At 70.2% G+C, this 16,634-nt stretch carries 21 protein-coding genes; 6 read left to right on the top strand and 15 right to left on the bottom strand.

Annotated elements, in window-relative coordinates; all coding sequences use genetic code 11:
* Nucleotides 1–26 precede the first annotated feature (26 nt).
* From VEA98_RS01855 to VEA98_RS01800, 12 genes are all read right to left on the bottom strand, one after another.
* Nucleotides 27–554, bottom strand: coding sequence for a phage tail tape measure protein (locus VEA98_RS01855; protein WP_324810603.1), 528 nt, complete (start codon nt 552–554; stop codon nt 27–29).
* Nucleotides 538–702, bottom strand: coding sequence for a phage tail assembly chaperone (locus VEA98_RS01850; protein ID WP_324810600.1), 165 nt, complete (start codon nt 700–702; stop codon nt 538–540). The genes VEA98_RS01855 and VEA98_RS01850 overlap by 17 nt, the downstream gene beginning before the upstream one ends.
* A gap of 17 nt (nt 703–719) precedes the next feature.
* A complete protein-coding gene (locus tag VEA98_RS01845) occupies nt 720–1,013 on the bottom strand; it encodes a gene transfer agent family protein (RefSeq protein WP_324810599.1) in 294 nt (97 codons plus the stop codon).
* The gene (locus tag VEA98_RS01840; RefSeq protein ID WP_324810596.1) at nt 1,013–1,423 is read right to left on the bottom strand and encodes a phage major tail protein, TP901-1 family; all 411 of its coding nucleotides are present in this window, start codon (nt 1,421–1,423) and stop codon (nt 1,013–1,015) included. The genes VEA98_RS01845 and VEA98_RS01840 overlap by 1 nt, the downstream gene beginning before the upstream one ends.
* 2 nt (nt 1,424–1,425) lie before the next feature.
* Nucleotides 1,426–1,830 carry a DUF3168 domain-containing protein gene (locus VEA98_RS01835; RefSeq protein ID WP_324810593.1) on the bottom strand — a complete coding sequence of 135 codons (405 nt, stop codon included), beginning with the start codon at nt 1,828–1,830 and terminating at the stop codon, nt 1,426–1,428.
* Nucleotides 1,827–2,057, bottom strand: coding sequence for a phage head-tail adapter protein (locus VEA98_RS01830; RefSeq protein ID WP_422653081.1), 231 nt, complete (start codon nt 2,055–2,057; stop codon nt 1,827–1,829). The genes VEA98_RS01835 and VEA98_RS01830 overlap by 4 nt, the downstream gene beginning before the upstream one ends.
* A gap of 59 nt (nt 2,058–2,116) precedes the next feature.
* A complete protein-coding gene (locus VEA98_RS01825) occupies nt 2,117–2,383 on the bottom strand; it encodes a head-tail connector protein (RefSeq protein WP_324810589.1) in 267 nt (88 codons plus the stop codon).
* 104 nt (nt 2,384–2,487) lie between these two features.
* Nucleotides 2,488–3,732, bottom strand: a complete 1,245-nt coding sequence (locus VEA98_RS01820; protein ID WP_324810586.1) for a phage major capsid protein — start codon at nt 3,730–3,732, stop codon at nt 2,488–2,490.
* Nucleotides 3,733–3,788: 56 nt separating this feature from the next.
* Complete coding sequence (locus tag VEA98_RS01815; protein WP_324810709.1) at nt 3,789–4,286, bottom strand: HK97 family phage prohead protease; 498 nt, start codon at nt 4,284–4,286, stop codon at nt 3,789–3,791.
* A gap of 5 nt (nt 4,287–4,291) precedes the next feature.
* Nucleotides 4,292–4,516, bottom strand: a complete 225-nt coding sequence (locus VEA98_RS01810) for a hypothetical protein (RefSeq protein ID WP_324810707.1) — start codon at nt 4,514–4,516, stop codon at nt 4,292–4,294.
* A complete protein-coding gene (locus tag VEA98_RS01805) occupies nt 4,516–5,676 on the bottom strand; it encodes a phage portal protein (protein ID WP_324810705.1) in 1,161 nt (386 codons plus the stop codon). The genes VEA98_RS01810 and VEA98_RS01805 overlap by 1 nt, the downstream gene beginning before the upstream one ends.
* A 216-nt stretch (nt 5,677–5,892) precedes the next feature.
* Complete coding sequence (locus VEA98_RS01800) at nt 5,893–6,384, bottom strand: YcgN family cysteine cluster protein (RefSeq protein WP_324810583.1); 492 nt, start codon at nt 6,382–6,384, stop codon at nt 5,893–5,895.
* Between the two features lie 37 nt (nt 6,385–6,421).
* Here VEA98_RS01800 and VEA98_RS01795 point away from each other — a divergent pair, with 37 nt between their 5' ends.
* From VEA98_RS01795 to VEA98_RS01770, 6 genes are all read left to right on the top strand, one after another.
* Nucleotides 6,422–8,263, top strand: a complete 1,842-nt coding sequence (locus VEA98_RS01795; protein ID WP_324810581.1) for an ABC-F family ATP-binding cassette domain-containing protein — start codon at nt 6,422–6,424, stop codon at nt 8,261–8,263.
* 635 nt (nt 8,264–8,898) lie between these two features.
* Nucleotides 8,899–9,939, top strand: coding sequence for an ABC transporter substrate-binding protein (locus VEA98_RS01790; protein ID WP_324810578.1), 1,041 nt, complete (start codon nt 8,899–8,901; stop codon nt 9,937–9,939).
* A gap of 58 nt (nt 9,940–9,997) precedes the next feature.
* Nucleotides 9,998–10,726, top strand: a complete 729-nt coding sequence (locus VEA98_RS01785; protein WP_324810575.1) for an ABC transporter ATP-binding protein — start codon at nt 9,998–10,000, stop codon at nt 10,724–10,726.
* Nucleotides 10,726–11,478, top strand: a complete 753-nt coding sequence (locus tag VEA98_RS01780; RefSeq protein ID WP_324810572.1) for an ABC transporter permease — start codon at nt 10,726–10,728, stop codon at nt 11,476–11,478. The genes VEA98_RS01785 and VEA98_RS01780 overlap by 1 nt, the downstream gene beginning before the upstream one ends.
* A gap of 79 nt (nt 11,479–11,557) precedes the next feature.
* Nucleotides 11,558–12,490, top strand: a complete 933-nt coding sequence (locus tag VEA98_RS01775; RefSeq protein ID WP_324810569.1) for a hypothetical protein — start codon at nt 11,558–11,560, stop codon at nt 12,488–12,490.
* Complete coding sequence (locus VEA98_RS01770; RefSeq protein WP_324810567.1) at nt 12,487–13,593, top strand: DUF2336 domain-containing protein; 1,107 nt, start codon at nt 12,487–12,489, stop codon at nt 13,591–13,593. Before VEA98_RS01775 ends, VEA98_RS01770 begins: the two co-directional genes overlap by 4 nt.
* A 63-nt stretch (nt 13,594–13,656) precedes the next feature.
* Here VEA98_RS01770 and VEA98_RS01765 read toward each other — a convergent pair whose 3' ends face one another.
* The 3 genes from VEA98_RS01765 to cysK form a co-directional block, all read right to left on the bottom strand.
* The gene (locus VEA98_RS01765) at nt 13,657–14,091 is read right to left on the bottom strand and encodes a MucR family transcriptional regulator (protein ID WP_324810565.1); all 435 of its coding nucleotides are present in this window, start codon (nt 14,089–14,091) and stop codon (nt 13,657–13,659) included.
* A gap of 161 nt (nt 14,092–14,252) precedes the next feature.
* Complete coding sequence (locus VEA98_RS01760) at nt 14,253–15,470, bottom strand: DUF2336 domain-containing protein (RefSeq protein WP_324810562.1); 1,218 nt, start codon at nt 15,468–15,470, stop codon at nt 14,253–14,255.
* Between the two features lie 56 nt (nt 15,471–15,526).
* The gene (gene cysK / locus VEA98_RS01755) at nt 15,527–16,546 is read right to left on the bottom strand and encodes a cysteine synthase A (RefSeq protein WP_324810559.1); all 1,020 of its coding nucleotides are present in this window, start codon (nt 16,544–16,546) and stop codon (nt 15,527–15,529) included.
* Nucleotides 16,547–16,634 lie beyond the last annotated feature (88 nt).

Below are 16,634 nucleotides of genomic sequence, written 5' to 3'. Positions count from 1 at the left end.
ATCGTTCCGCGGGACCAGCGGGCGGACTAGAGCCGCCGCGCGCCCAGAGACACCGCCCGGGCCAGCGCCTGGGCGATCTGCGCCTCTGACCTCAGCAGGGCCTCCGCCCCTCCATCGACGTGGACATTGACGGTGACGCCCGCCCCGGCCATCGGCTCGATCACACCCGGCGAGGCCGGACGAAACACCTCCGGCCCGCGCTCGCCGACCAGATAGGCGCCGCCGGCCGAGACGGAGCCTCCATCTGCTCGGGCGCCCGAGAAGATCGATCCCGCGGCCTGGGCGATGACGCTCGACAGACCGCCGGCCCGGCTGCCCGCCGCAGCGCTGACGGCGGCGAGCACGGCCCGCGCCAGCTCCGCCAGCGAGATCTGTCCGTCGGCGGCGGCCCGCGCCAGCGACCGCGTCAGACTCGCGCCGGCCCGGTCGAATGCGGTCTCGATCGACGCCGCGGCCCTCTCCGCCGGCTCCTTGAGAGCCTCCAGCGCTGCGGCCGCCTCGGCCGCCCGCCGCGGCAGGGAGTCCACGCCCGTCGTGTCAGGCTCGTCGCTCATCCGGCCATGCCTCCGCCATTCGTTCGAACTCGCATCGCCGCAGCGGCTCCGGCGCCGGCGGCGTCTCGGTCAGCATCCGCCATTCCCTGAGCGACAAGCGCCAGAAGGCGGAGGGCGGAAGGCCCAGCCGGGCCGCGAGCCTCAGCATCGAACCCCACGGCGTCTTCACGCGGCGGCCGTGAAGGCGCGGGCCACCGCTTCGGCGGCCTCGCGCGGATCGATCGCCATCACAGCCAGGTCCTCGGCCGTGATGCGTTCGCCCCCGCCCCTCAGCAGGGCCCCCAGGACGATCGTCAGGTCCCGCGCCGAAAGCGACCGCATCCGCTCGGCGATTGCGTCCAGGCCATCGCAACCGAGGGCCGTCTCCATCGCGGCCAGGGCGCCGAGGGTCAGGCACAGGCGCCGCTCGGTTCCCGCCAGCACCGCGACGATCTCGCCTCTCGCGCCATTGGCTTCCATCACGCGGCGCCGAAGATCAGCTCGCCCGCGCTGGCCAGGCTGATCGCGAAGGTCGCCTCACCCTCGTGTTCGCCCGCATATTCCAGCGCCGCCACCAGGAACCGCCCCTCGAGCGTCCCGAAATCCGGCACGATCAGCCGCCATGTTCGGGCGGTCTGGTCAAAGAACGCCTCCCGGATCAGCGCGTCCGAGGCCGCGTCACGGAAGATGCCCTGGCCGGCCACGGCGGCGGACTTGACCCCCGCGCCGCCCAGCAACTCCCGCCAGCGCCCGGCGCTGTCCCCATCGGTGGCGTCGACAGTCCTCGCGTTCAGCGACAGCGTCCGGGCCCTCAGGCCGGCCACGGTCGTGAACTCGCCCGGAGCGCTCTCGATCTTCAACAGGATGTCCTTGCCGCGTTGCGCCGCCATCTTCAGTCCTCCTCGGTGACGGCGCGCACACGCAGCACCGCGAAAGTTCTCAGCCCGTCGCGGGCCGGATAGACATCTGCGAAGGTCAGCCTCAGGCTGACCGTGCGCACCCCGTCGGCGTCCAGGGCGGCGTCCGTCAGGCTCAGCCGCAGCGCGGCCAGCACGGCCTTGGCTTCCTCCGTGCCGCGGAACCGGGACACCACCGTCAGCGTCAACGCATGTTCGACGCCGCCCCCGTCCGCCCGCACTGGCCGGCTCTCCGACCGCCCGATCAGCAGGTACGGACAACCCGGCTTGGCCGGCGGCGCGTCCCATATCCTCGCCGGTTCGCCCAGCAGAGCGCGCACCCCTGCGTCGCCTGCCAGATGCGCGATCAGCGCCTTCTGCAGGGCCAGTTCGTGGCTCATGTCGTCCGCTCCAGGTTCAGGATGGCCTGCCCGCCGACGGTCTCCGATGACCGGATCCGCCAGTCGGCGCCGCCGAACCTCAGCACCCGCTCCGGCGTCAGGCGGAGATCGGCCCGTGTTTCAGCGGTCAGGGTCTCGACGACCCGCGCGCCGCCGGGCTCGCTCTTCTCCCGTCGCCGCAGCGGGCCGAGCTTGAGCCAGGCCGAACCGACGGGCTCCCAGCTCACGGCCCGCCCCCCGTACGGAGTCTGGCTCTCGAGGCCATCGAACAGACCCGCCAGGACCCTCACAGCCGCACCACGCGATAGGGCGCGACCCAGGCCTCCACCGGCTGGATCGGCATCTCCGTCTCGCCCCGCTCATACGCGCGCAGGGCCAGCATCAGGATCGCCAGCCGCAAAGGCGCCGGCGAGGCCGATATCAGCGCCAGCCCCACGTCGCCCTCGACCCTCGCCTGGGCCGCATCGATCAGGGTCTGGATCAGCTCATCCTCGGCATCATGCTCGACGCGCAGGAACAGCTTCGCCTCGGTGAGGCTCACCGGTGCGGTCATTGGAAACCCCTTGAAAGAACGGCAGCAGGCTCCAGTGAGCCGGCGGCAGGTCGCCCCGCCCCCTTCCCTGTGGCCTGCTGCCTGTTGCCCCTGCCCCCGCGCGACTAGGTCGCGCTGAACTTCATCACCTTGATGGCGTCGAAATTCTGCACGCCGCCGCCGACCCGCTTGGTCGTGTAGAAGAGGACGTACGGCTTGGCGGAATAAGGATCCCGCAGCACCCGCACCCCGGCCCGATCGACGATCAGATAGCCGCGCTGGAAATCCCCGAAGGCGATCGCCGCGGCGTCCGCGCCCACGTCCGGCATGGTCTCGATCTCGGTGACCGCGTAGCCCAGCAGGCTGGCGGTCTCCCCCGGCCGTTGCGCCGGCTGCCAGATGTAGGCGCCGTCGCTGTCCTTGAACTTGCGCACCGCCGAGACGGTCCTGCGGTTCATCACGAAGCGGCCGTTGGGGCGGTATCGGGCCTTGGGAGCATAGACCAGGTCGATCAGCCGGTCGGTCGGACTGGAGGCGGCGAAGGCGCCCGCCGCGCCCGAGGCGACATAGCCGATCTTGCCCCACTCATGGTCCGCCTCGTCGACGATGTCATAGCTCAGGAAACCCCTGGGCTTGTTGACGCCGTCACCCGTCACAAAGGCGCTCGTCTCCTGCGCGGCGAAGGCGTCCTCGACCTCCGACGCCAGCCATTCGTCCAGGTCGATCAGCGCGTCATCCAGCAGGCTCTGCGTGGCGGCCGGACTGGCGTACAGATCGGCCGACGGGAACTCGAGCAGGGCCAGCGTGGCAGGATCCGTCTCCGGTCGCGCCGCCGTTTCGGCCACCCAGCCGGCCGCCAGGCCCGCCGTGGAAACCGGTTTGCGGAACACGCCCGCGCCCACCGTGCGCACGCTGGCGATCTCGCGCATCGGCGACCCCGCCATCAGCCGTCGATCGATGGCCCGCTCGGTCTGCTCCGGCACCACATAGCCGGCCGAGTTCGAGGCGGTCGACAGCCCGGCCTTCAGTTCCAGGCCGAAGGACTGGCCGGTCTTCAGGTAGCCGTCGAACGCGCTCTTCTCCTCACCGTAGGACGGTGGCCGCGCAGCGGTGGAGGGGTCGCCGGCCCCGGAACCGATCCCCGGCCGCCGTCCCTCGCTCACCACGCGGTCGAGCCGAGCCTGTGCGCTGCTCACGGCCTGGTCGATCCGCGCGACCTTCTCCTCCAGCAGCGTGTCGGCCGAGGCCTTGCGCTCGATCTCGTCCAGCCGGGCGTCGTTCGCCCCTTTGAACGCTTCGAAGGCCGCCATCATCTCATGCATGGCGGCGCGCGCCTCGGGGGTGCCCGAGGCCGTCTTGGTCTCTTTCATGGTGTCTCCGGTTTTCAGGAACCGCGGTGTGCGGTTGGGATCGGGGGCTCAGCCCCTCAAAGCGTCTCGTGCGGGCCTGACCCGCTCCGGCCGCACGCGGGGCGACCCGCGGTCAGTCGAAATCTCGCCCCCGGCAGCATCGGGAACGTCACCAGCGAAACCTCCCAGAGGTCCACCTCGACCAGCACCCTCAGCCGCCCGTCGCGCCGCGCCCTCTGGCTGCGGAATCCGATCGACAGTCCGTCCAGCGCGCCCGCGCGCGACAGCGCCTGGGCGAACCGCGCCTCGGCCGACCAGTCCATGATCCGGCCTCTCACCCACAGTCCACGATCATCTTCACGGATGTCGTCCCAGACGCCCACCGGGGCGCGGCCCTCGTGCTGGCGCAGCATACGAACGCCCCGAGCCTCACTGGCGGCGAGGCTCGCGACGAAGGCTCCCCGGGCGACCACATCGCCGTTCAGATCGGCCACGCCCCAGAGCGATGCATAGCCTTCGACCCCGAGGCCGGACGCGAGCGCATCGGGCGCGGTCTCCCCGACCGTCATCAGCATTCCCGTCATCCACCGCGCTCCAGCCGCGTTTCGATCCGTTCGACGGCGGCGCGCGTCGCCTGGCTCTGCTCTTCGAGGCGCGCCAGCCGCTCGGCCACCTGACGGTGCTCGCCGACGCGATCCTCCAGGGTGGCGATTCTCGCCGCCGCGCCGCCGGCCCAGACCAGCGCTCCGGCGGTCTGCACCGCCAGCGCCGCAATCACCGCCACCGGAACCCTTCTCATCTCCATCACGCGCCGACTCCCGCCATCCGCCGGCGCTCCTCGTCGGTCAGGAAACTGGCCGCCTCCAGACGCGCCCACAGGGCGTCACGCTCCGGCTGCAGCGCCGGGACCCCGTCCAGGTCCGCAACGATGGTCGCTCCCGCGAAGCGGCTGCCCAGCCATCCGGTCAGCGCCGCCGCCGTCTTCCGCGCCAGAGGCGCCACCGTGCCGCGCCAGAAGGCCGCATTGGCCTCGCGATAGTTGGAGTAGGTCGCGTCTCCGGGAATACCCAGCAACTGGGGGGCGACCCCGAAGGCGAGAGCGATCTCCCGCGCCGCGGCGTGCTTGCCGGCGATGAAGTCCATGTCCGCCGGCGTCCAGCTCATCGGCTTCCAGTCCAGGCCGCCTTCCAGGATCATCGGCCGCCCGGCGTTCATCGTTCCGGCGTGGCTCTCCTCGATCTGCGAACGCAGCGCTTCGAACTGTTCGACAGTCAGCCGTTCGCCGTCCGCGGCGCCATAGACCAGCGCGCCGCTCGGCCGCGCCGCATTGTCCAGCAAGGCCTTGTTCCAGGCGCTCGACGCGTTGTGCACGTCGATCGCCGCCGCAGCCGCCTCCAGCGGTGAAAAGCCGTAGTGATCGTCGGTCGGATGGAACAGCTTCAGCTGCATCACCGGCATCCAGCCATCCGCTTGCCGGCCAATCCTCAGCGACCGACCGTCCACTGAGTACTCGTAGGCTTCGGGCCAGCCGGCGCGGCCCGGGACCACCTTCACGCGGTCGGGGCGGAGCGCCCACAGCTCCTGGGGGATCTCGTCGCCGACTGCCTCGGCGTAGGCGTTGCCGGCGGTCTGCAGGCCGCCATAGAGGGCCTCCAGCCACTCCGTCCCTGACTGTTCGGGATTCGGCTGCGCCAGCAGTCTCGCCAGCGGATGATCGTCGCGCCTCACCCCGTCGACGAACACCGCCAGCGGCGTCGACGCCGCCGACTCGGCGACCATCCGGACGCAGCGATAGGCCACCGCGTTGCGGGCGAACCCCTCGGTGGCCAGGCTGGCGTAGTCTCTCGGCGTCCAGCGCGGTCGACCGCCGCTGGTCAGGGCGATCAGCGGACCGACTCGGCTGTCCTTGGTCTCGGGCGCGACAACGCTCCGCCGCTCCCCGAAGGGCCGCCGCCAATTCAGCATGATGATCTCCGGGATGGCGCCGACCGGGCGGTCGGTCCTGATGTCGCGAGTCAAGGAGAGGGCTCACCCACCTCTCCGACCTGACAATATTATGCGCCCCCAGCGTTCCTGGGCGGGAACGCCGCCTTGAGAATTCGTCATCCGACTGATCTCACGCGCCTTTATTCCGCGAACCCGACTATAGATTCCCGGATTGTAAGCACAGCGTCGCCTTGGCTAGCGCGGCTCTCCGCCCCGTTCGGCCGCCCATTCGGGCGCCTCGAAGTCCAGCGCATCCTCCGGGTCGCTCAGCGCCGTCTCCGACACCGTCTGGCCGCGTACTGAGACTCCCGCCTCGTGCACGCTCTCCGGATCGCCGGAAACCAGCGGGTGCCAGGCCGCCAGAGACCGACCCTCATGGATGCGGCGATAGGCGCAGGACTTCGGCATCCACTCCAGCGCCTCGATATTCCACGGCGTCAGCTTGATGCAGTCGGGCACATGCTCGCGCCGGTTGGCGTAGTCGGAACAGGTGCAGCGCACCGGATCGAACAGCTTGCAGTGCACCCGGGTGGGCACCACCTCGCCCGTATCCTCGTCCTCGAACCGCACCAGGCAGCACAGGCCGCAGCCGTCGCACAGGCTCTCCCACTCCTCGCGCGTCATCTGCTCCAGACGCTTGGTCTGCCAGAAGGGCTTGGTCGCCGGGTCGGTACGCTCTACATCCACGCGCTCCCCATACTCCGCCTTCCGTCCGAAAGCACCCATGGCCGCCAAAGCCTCGGCAAGACCCCCGCTCGTCGCCCTCAAGGACGTCCGCCTCCAGGACGGCCCGCGGCCGCTGTTCGACGGAGTCGATATCGCCATCGAGCCGCGCACCCGGGCCGCCCTCGTCGGCCGCAACGGGGCCGGCAAGTCGACCCTGATGAAGCTGGTCATGGGCCTGGTCGAGCCGGACGAGGGCGAACGGTCCGTGCAGGCCGGCACCCGCTTCGCATACGTCCCGCAGGAGCCGGTCATCACCGGCGACACCCTGCTCGACTACGCGGTCTCCGGCGACGCGCAGCCCTGGACCGCGGAAGCGTGGCTGACCACCTTCGGCCTCGACCCCGCCAAACCGGCCGTAAACCTGTCAGGCGGGGAAATCCGCCGCGCCGCCCTGGCCAAGGCCTTCGCCGAGGAGCCGGATCTCCTTCTGCTCGACGAACCCACCAACCACCTCGACATTCTGGCCATCGAACTGCTCGAGAACGAACTGCTCAGCGCCCGTTTCGCCGTGCTGGTGGTCAGCCACGACCGCGCCTTCCTGAACCGCGTCACCCAGTCCTGCCACTGGCTGGAAGGCCGCCGCGTGCGCACGCTCAACAAGGGCTTCGCCGCCTTCGACGAATGGGCCGCCAAGGTGATGGAGGAGGAGGCCGAGTCCCTTCGCCGCCTCACCAAGCGGATCGAGAGCGAGACCTACACCTTCTACCGCTCCATAACCGCACAGCGCACCCGCAACGAAGGCCGCGCCCGCGCCTTGCAGGCCATGCGGGCCGACCGCGCCGAGCGCGTCCGCGACCTGCCCCGCGAACTCAACCTCGGCGTCGACTCCGGCGCGGCCTCCGGCAAGCTGGTGGCCGATCTGAAGGGCGTGACCAAGTCGTTCGGCGACCGCACGGTGATCAAACCCTTCACCACCCGCGTCATCCGCGGCGACCGCCTGGCCATCGTCGGCCCCAACGGCGCCGGCAAGACCACCCTGGTGAAGATCCTGCTCGGCGAGCTCCAGCCGGACACCGGCACGGTCCGCCTCGGCGCCAATCTCGACCCGGTTTATCTCGACCAGTCCCGCGAGGGCCTGCGCAGCGACATGACGCTGTGGGACGCCCTTACCCCCGGGGGCGGCGACTCCATCCTCGTGCGTGGCGTGTCGAAGCACGTCGCCGCCTACGCCAAGGACTTCCTGTTTCAGGAAGGCCAGCTGCGCCAGCCGATCTCGACCCTCTCCGGCGGCGAGCGCAATCGCCTGCTCCTCGCCCGCGCCCTAGCCAAGCCCGCCAACATGCTGGTCCTCGACGAGCCGACCAACGACCTCGACATGGACACCCTCGACAAGCTCGAGGAGTTGCTCGAGTCCTACGACGGCACCCTGATCCTGGTCAGCCACGACCGCGACTTCGTCGACCGTCTCGCCACCTCGACCATCGCCATGAATGGTCGCGGCGACATCGTCGAGACCCCCGGCGGCTGGACCGACTTCATCCGGCAGAACCCCGGCTTCCTCCAGCCCGGCGCCAACCCCCGACCGCAGGACAAGGAGGCGGCCCGCCGCGCGGAGGCGCAACCCGCCCCCGCCTCGGTCACGGCCGCCGCGCCGAAGAAGCCGGCCAAGATGTCCTTCAAGGACACCCACCGCCTGAAGGAACTGGAGGGCCTGCTCGCCACCCTCCCGGCCGACATCGCCCGTCACGAGGCGACCCTCGCCGACCCCGGCCTGTACAGCCGCGACCGCAAGGCCTTCGATCGCGCCACCGCCAACGCCGAGCGCGCCCGCACCCTGCTGGCCGCCGCCGAGGAGGAATGGCTGGAGCTTGAGGCGAAACGCGAAGCTTTGGCGCGCTGACGACCCTCTTTCTGTGGACAACGCAAGCCGCTGATCCGCCATCGCGAATTCCAGCCGCCCACAGATATGCACAGGGTTGTCCACCGGGGCCGGGGCGGTTCCGCACAGCCGGCCGGATTCGGGCGCTTGCCGTCTAACGGATTCGGCGCGAACGTCAACAGGCCGAGGGACACGGCGGCGCGGAAATCCGGGGAGACCCGGGGATCAAAGCGGACCGGCCCGGCTCTCTGACCTGATGCGACCGGGGGGTTTTCGGACCTTAACGAGCGGGGGGCAGGATCAAGGCCCAACGGACCCTTCGAAGGCTTCGGCCCCAGAAGCGACCGGCGGGAACCGGATCGGGATCGATGGACGGCGCGGGGCTCGACCTCGTGGAACGCCGGAGACCAGGAGCGCGACAGGATACAGCCGACCATCACCGGGGTTCGCCTCGCTGATGCTGAGGCCAGGGTTCTGAACCTCAATGGCCAAGTCCAACCCGGACTTGGCGAGGGGACGAGGAAAGCCGCTTGCGGTGATCTTCGTCCCCTCGCTCAATTCCGGCGAGCCCTTTCCGCGATGCGCGTCGGGATGGCCGGAGCGCCGCCCCCCGGGCTCCCCTTCCCTTCCCCCCGGCCCGGCCGTAAACCAAGGCCATGAACCGTCGCGGGAATCGCCCATCTTCGCCCGAGCGTCGCGCCCTGATCGCGGGCGCCGGAGCCTTGGCGGCGGCGACAGCCCTGGCCGGCTGCGAGCGCTCCGAAGCCCCCGTCGATGACGACGGTCGCGTTCGTCTGCGCTTCGCAACCGACTGGCGCGCCCAGGCGGAGCACGGCGGCTTCTACCAGGCCCTGGCCTCGGGGGCCTACGAGAAGCGCGGCCTGAACGTGCAGATCATCCAGGGCGGTCCGGCCGTCAACGTGCCCCAGCTGCTCGCTTCCGGCGCGGTCGAACTCGGCATGGGCTCGAACAGCTTCATCCCGATGAACCTGGTCGCCGAGGGCGCGCCGGTGAAGGCCGTCGCCGCCTTCTTCCAGAAGGACCCGCAGGTCCTGATCGCCCATCCCGATCCGTCGCTGAACTCCATCGCCGACCTGCGCGGCCGCCCCATCCTGCTGGCCGACGCATCAATCAACGCCTTCTGGGTCTGGCTGAAGTCGAAATACGGCTTCACCGACGATCAGGTCCGCAAATACACCTTCAACCTGGCCCCGTTCCTCGCCGACGAGCGCGCGGTGCAGCAAGGCTATCTGACCAGCGAACCCTACACGATCGAGAAGGAGGCCGGCTTCACGCCCAAGGTCTTCCTGCTCGCCGACGAGGGCTACCCCTCCTACGCCACCATGGTGCTGGCCCCGAACGCCTTCGCCCGCGACAACGCCCGCGCCCTGCGCAGCTTCATCGCCGCCTCGGCCGAAGGCTGGCGCGACTACATCCAGGGCGACGGCAAGGCCGCCGACGCCCTGATCCGCCGCGACAATCCGGACATGACCCAGGACATCCTCGATCAGGCCCGGGCCAAGCTGAAGGCCAACGGCATCGTCGACGGCGGGGACGCGGCCCTCTACGGCCTCGGGGCGATGACCCCGGATCGCTGGCGCGATTTCTTCGAGGTGACCTCGCAGGCCGGCGTCTACCCGACCGGCCTCGACTGGCGCCAGGCCTTCACGACCCAGTACCTGCCCGGCCGTGGCTAGGCGCCCAGGCGCTCAGGACTCCGGTCCGGAGTACGCAGCCTGTCTGACCGGCGTGATCATGGGATTTCCGGGACGGAGCCCGCTGGGGCCCCTCGACCTGATCGTTCGGCCGGGAGAGATTATCGCCCTCGTCGGCGCGTCGGGGGCCGGCAAGTCAACGTCGTTGCGGCTCTTGGCGGGGCTGGAGCAAACGCCCGCGTCCGGCGCCGTCGCCCGTACGCCCGGAACCACGACCAGCTTCGTCTTCCAGGCTCCCACCCTGATGAACTGGGCCGACGCCCTGGCCAATGTCTCGCTGCCGCTGGACCTGGCCGGCGTTCCGCGCGCTGAAGCCCGCGCCCGCGCCGCCGCGGCGCTCGCTGCGGTAGGGCTCGGCGATCGGCAGACGGCCCGCCCTCGCCAGCTCTCGGGAGGCATGGCGATGCGCGTGTCGCTGGCGCGGGCCCTCGTCACGGAGCCGGACCTTCTGCTCCTTGACGAGCCGTTCGCCGCGCTCGACAGCGTGACCCGCCGACGGCTCATCGAGGACCTGCACCGTCTGTGGGCCGAGCGCTCCCCGCGCCCTGCCATCGTCTTCGTCACCCACGACGTCGAAGAGGCCGTCTACCTGGCCCAACGGGCCGTCGTCCTTGAAGCGACGACCGGCCGGGCGATCGCGGAACTGTCCTCGCCCGGGACGCTGCCCCGGCCGGAGGGCTGGCGCGGCGACGCCCGGTATCGCGCAGCGGTCGAAGCGCTGGCCGCAGCGCTCGCCTGCAGCATGTCGCCAGAGGACGCCGAGGGCTGATGAACCGCCTCCTTCCGTCCCTGCTGTTGACCGCGCTCCTGCTCGCCGGCTGGGAGATCGCCTGCCGCGGCCTGCATCTGCCGGTCTATCTGCTTCCGCCCCCCAGCGCTGTCGGCGTGGCGCTCGTCGAGCGCGCGCCCCTGCTGCTCTCGTCCGCGGCCGCGACCTTCTGGATGGCGTTCCAGGCGCTGGTCGTCGCCTTCGTTCTCGGCGGGGGTCTCGCCCTGGCCGTGTCTCTCAACCCGACGACCGAACGCGCAGTCCGGCCTCTGGCGGTCGCCCTGCAGGTCACCCCGGTGGTCGCCATCGCCCCGCTGGTGCTGATCTGGGCGGGCCTCGACCACGCCGACCGCGCCGTCGTCGCCTTGGCCGCCGCCGTCGCCTTCTTCCCGCTGTTCTCCGGCGTGCTGACCGGCCTCAAGTCCGCGGACCCGGATCTTGAGCGGCTCTTCGACCTGTACGGCGCCTCATCGGTCCAGCGGCTGGTCCGGCTGCGCCTCCCGGCCGCCCTTCCCTTCATCCTTGAGGGTCTGAGGGTCGCCGCCGGCCTCTCCGTCATCGGGGCTGTGGTGGCCGAGTTCGTGTCCGGGTCGGGCGCGACGCAGGGCCTCGCCTGGCGCCTTCTCGAGGCCGGCAACCGGCTGCGCACGGCCGACATGCTCGCCGCCCTCGCCTGCCTCATGTTCATGGGGCTGGCCCTCAACGGCGCGGTCGGAGCGCTGGAAGGCGCCGTACGGCGTCGGCTGGCCTGAACCGCCCTCTCCCGTTAGCGACGGGTTAAGCCCCGCACGGCTACCGTGGCGCTCCAGTTCCCGCGCCCGGAGCCTGCCCTTGCGCCGCGCCTCGACCCTCGCCGCCGCCGCCCTCGCCGCCATGGGCGCCATGGCGCTCGCCGGCGCCGCCTGCGCTCAAGCCGCCCCGACGGCCGGCCAGGCGCAGGGCCTTCGGTATCTGTCGTGGCAGGGCCGCGGCGAAGCCCAGGCTCCCGCAACCCGGAACGCCGATCAGCCCGCGCCTGCGCGCACCGATCTGCGCCGTCCGAATCCCGTGATCCCCCACGGCGGTTTTGCCGCGTCGCCGCCCCCCGCCCCGAGCCGCCTGACCCCCGCGCCGGGGCCTGCCCGGCGGACCCTGACGCCGGCCAACGCCTGGCTCCAGCCGCGTCCGGCGTCGCCGGAGCCCGCGCCTGCCCCGCCAGCGGCCCCGGGCATGGCCTCGCCACCGCCCCGCGCGGCGCCGCCGCCGACCCCCGGTCCGGAATATCTGCCCGACCGGGGCGGCCGCGCCCAACCGGCTCCGGCCGAGGCCGTCTACTCCGCGCCGGTGCAGGCCGGTGAAGTCTCGAGCGCGCCCGCGGACCCGATGGCGCCGCGCCGTGACGCCCCCATCTTCCGCCTGCAGCAGACGCCGCCGCCCCAGCCGCAGAGGGCGCCTCCTGCCCAGGCGGCTCCCCCCTCGCCGCGCGCCGAAGCCGCTCGCCCTGACGCGCCGTCTCAGCCCCAAGCGGTCATGAGCGTGGCAGGATCGGGCGAGGCGCCGCCCCCCCAGGGCGGCCGCTATTACTCCGTGCATCGCCAGAACGGACGTGAACCGGACGCCCTGACCATGCCTGAGCCGACCTATGTCGATGCGCTCGTGGTCAGCAGCGTCGACACGCTCGCCTCGCAGGACCTGGCCGAACCGGAACCGGGCCCGACCCTGATCCGCGACCGCAACGGCTCCGTTCGCCCCGCGCCCGCCTCCTCGGACGGGGATCACCAGTGACAGAGGCCCCCACCCTGTCGCGCCTACCGGACCTGATCGCCCTCGCCGAAGAGGACTCAAGCGAGAAGCGCCGGACGCTGTTGCGCGAACTGACCGATCACTTCTTCGGCGGGTCGCCTCGCACCGCCGCCGAGGACACCCTCTACGACGCCGTGCTGGTCAAGCTGGCGGACGACATGGAGACGGCTGTCCGGGCCGAGCTCTCGGCCCGTTTCGCCAACGCGCCCGATGCGCCCCACACCCTGATCCGCCGCCTGGCCAACGACGAGGCCGCCGTCGCCGGAGCCGTTCTGGCGGCCTCTCCCGTCCTCACCGACGAAGACCTGCTGGGCGTGGTCCGTCGTCATGGTCAGGACCACCTCCGCGCCGTGTCGGCCCGCCCCTCGGTGTCCGAGGCAGTGTCCGAGGTCATCGTCGAACGTGGCGACGACGAAACCCTGGGGACTCTCCTGCGCAACGACGGCGCCCGCCTGTCGCGCAAGGCGTCCGAGGCCGCTGTCGAGCGCGCCAAGGTCAATCCCGCCCTGCACGAGGCCACCGTGTCCCGCGCCACCCTGCCGCCCGACTTGCTCAACGACATGTATTTCGTCGTCGAGGCGCGGCTGCGGAACCGGATTCTCGAGCAGAACGCCAGCATGGACCCGGCCCTGCTGGAAAGCGCCCTGGCCGCCGGCCGTGCCCGGGTCGCCACCGACGACGGCGCCCTGCCGGCCGACTACGCTGAATGTTCGGCCTATGTGGAGGAACTCCGGGCCGCCGGTCAGCTCACCCCCCAGATGCTCGCCCGGTTCCTGCGCTCGGGCGACCGCACCGGCGGCCGGACAGCCTTCCTGATCGCCTTGGCCCAGCTCGCCGACATCGACTTCCACACCGCCCGCCAGATTGTCGAGCGGCGCGAACTCGACGCCCTCGCCGTGGTCTGCAAGGCCGCCGACCTCGATCGCGCCCTGTTCCTGACCTATGCGGTCGTGCTGCTCAACGACGACGGCGACGCCATGGCCAAGGCGCATTCCTACGCCCGCATGTACGCTGAGCTGACCCGCGAGGCGGCGCTCCGGACCCTGCGCTTCTGGCGCATGCGGCGCGGGGCCCAGGCGGCCTGATCTCAAAAGCAAACGGCCGCCCCGTCACCGGAGCGGCCGTTCCAGCTGGTCGTCTGACCCGGCTTACTTCTTGGCGCGGCCGCCGGCGGCGCGGGCGGGTTTGCGGCCGCCCTGGCCGAGGCCCATCTGCTTCGCCAGGTCCGAACGGGCCTTGGCGTAGTTCGGCGCGACCATCGGATAGTCCTTCGCCAGACCCCACTTGGCCCGATATTCCTCGGGGCTCATGTTGTACTTGGTGCGCAGGTGGCGCTTCAACGACTTGAACTTGCGCCCGTCCTCCAGGCAGATCAGGTAGTCCGGCGTGATCGACTTGCGCACCGGAACGGCCGGCTCCTTGGGTTCCGGCTCGGGCTCGACGGCCCCGCTCGAAACCTGCGACAGCGCCGCGTGGATGCTGGAGATCAGCCCCGGCACTTCATTGGCCTGGACGTTGTTGTTGCCGACATAGGCCGACACGATGTCGGCGGTCATCTCAAGCAGTTGCGAATTGTCTTCCATACGCGCGGCCTCACCTTTGTGATCTGGGCGTTTCGGGCCGAACGCTCGTCGTCAGCCTGTCGCGCGCTCAATATAGACGTCGAATGATTCAGGCAATAGCGTATTCGTTAGGCATATCAAGCCTGCTTTTCAGACTAACGGCCTTCTACTTGGGCCACAGGTCAGCGGCCGAAGTTCTCCGCCAGCGCCAGCATCGCCGCCCGTTCCGGCGCGGAATAGTCATCGACACCGTCTTCCTCGCCTTCGCGGATCGCCCGCAGCAAGGCCGGCGTCAGCGCCGATGACAGGGACCAGTTCCAGTACCGCAGCACCGTCTGCGCCCGGTCGACGGCCAGCATGTCGTAGGTGATCTGGACTCGCTCCCATGCCGGGTGGGGCGAACCGTCGGCCTCCGTCTCCGGACGTCGCATGGATCTCCACAGGCCGGCCAGATCCGACTTGGTCAATCCGGTGGCCTTGCAGAGGATGGCCAGAGGCTCGCCGCCGGCGTCGCCCATTATCTTGGCCCCCGTGATCGGCTTGATCCCGGCCAGGTAAGCGATCTCCGTGGCCACTTCCCGGGTCAGGCCGTCCCGCGACGCCGCCTCCACGGCCTGTTCGAGCCCGCTGTACGGGCTCTTTTCTATGGCCGCGCGATTTCTCTGTCGGCGTTCGATAAACTGAAGCGCCTTGCGGGACACCGGATCCTGCCAGTTCTCTTCGGCGGCCATGGCGAAGACGTCCTCGACGACCTCCTGCATGACCTCGCGGGAGACGGCGAACCTCTGCAGGATGGTGCGGCGGTCCTCGGCGTCGCACCACCAGAACATCACATAGGCGCCGGACGGCCTCAGTTCTGGCCGCTTCAGGACGTGCGGGCACAGGCTGCGCTCGGTCCGGCTCAGGCTGACCACGCCCTCGACCGCCACCTGGCTGAGCCGCGCCGTCGAATTTCGCAGCACCGCCTCGATGACCTGGGTCTCGCCAAAGCTCATCAGGGTCTCGGTGACCACCTCGGACAGGCCGCGCCGGCTGGTCATCAGGAAACGGTGCTCGGGACCCGCGTCACGCGCGCAGGCGACCAGATCAGCGTCCGACAGCGAGGCGCATTGCTCGATCAGCAGGCCTGCGATGTCCGGCTCGTCCCGAAGCAGCATTCGCGCCAGCGCGTTGGGCAGCTCGGCCAGCGGCGCCAGCCGGGCCGCCACCCGCTTGCGGTCGTCGTGCGAGGCCAGGCGCAGCATTTCGACCAGCAGGTCCCCGGTCACCGACCGTTCAAACGCGTTGATCCGGCTGGTCGGCAGCGACACGACGTCTGCCAGGCGCTTCAACAGCGCATGGCGTGCGCGGAAGCCGCCTTGCGGCGCAACCTCCTCAGGCGTGGGAGCGGGCTCGGACATGTCAGCCGAAAGGTTAAGGCTCGACAGTTAACCGCCTGTGACGGTGGCGCGCGTCCCTAGAGACCTTCGAACAGCGCCGTCGACAGATAGCGTTCGGCGAAGTCCGGCAGGATGATCACGACCGTCTGGCCGGCGTTCTCTTCCCGCTGCGCCACGCGGAACCCGGCGACCAGCGCGGCCCCCGAGCTGATCCCGCCCGGAATCCCCTCGACCCGGGCGGCCTTGCGCGCCATCTCGAAGGCATCCTCGTTGGAGACCTGCTCGACCCCGTCGATGACCGACCGGTCGACGATCGACGGGATGAAGCCCGCGCCGAGACCCTGGATCTTGTGCGGGCCGGGCGCTCCGCCTGACAGCACCGCCGAGGCCGCCGGCTCCACCGCGATCATCCGCACCGAGGGCTTGCGGGCCTTCAGCACCTGGCCGACGCCGGTGATGGTTCCGCCCGTGCCGACGCCCGAGACGACGATGTCGACCCGGCCCTCGGTGTCGTTCCAGATCTCCTCGGCCGTCGTCACCCGATGGATGGCCGGATTGGCAGGATTGTCGAACTGCGACGGGCTGATCGCGCCGGGCGTCCGGTCAAGCAGCTCCTGCGCCATGGCGATCGCGCCCTTCATGCCCTTTTCCGCCGGCGTCAGGATCAGCTCGGCGCCCAGCAGCGCCAGCATCTTGCGCCGCTCCATCGACATGCTCTCCGGCATCACCAGGATCAGCCGGTAGCCCTTGGCCGCCGCGACAAAGGCCAGGGCGATGCCCGTATTGCCGCTGGTGGGCTCGATCAGCACGGATTGAGGCCCGAGCCGGCCCGCCTGTTCCAGCGCATCGATCATCGCCACGCCGATCCGGTCCTTGACCGAGCCGATCGGATTGAAGAACTCCAGCTTGGCCAGCACCGTGGCCTTGGGCCGATACTCCGCCGACAACCGGGGCAAGCCGACGATCGGCGTATCGCCGATGGTGTCCAGAATGGATGGATAGACCTTCCCCCGCCCGGATTTCAGATGACGGGACGGGTCGTAGGGGATGTCGGTCACTGCGCGCTCCACGGAAGACAAGGGCAACAGATAGGCCATGTGGCCGGTCAACAAAGGTCGGCGTGCGAAAATCCGTCCATCCCCCCTCGCGCTGATGCTCTGATGCAACCTTGCGTTTCGCACACCG

The sequence above is a fragment of the Brevundimonas sp. genome (assembly GCF_035627055.1).
Classification (GTDB): domain Bacteria; phylum Pseudomonadota; class Alphaproteobacteria; order Caulobacterales; family Caulobacteraceae; genus Brevundimonas.
Note: the sequence above shows the minus strand (reverse complement) of the source record. Positions and strands in the feature narration are given on the sequence as shown.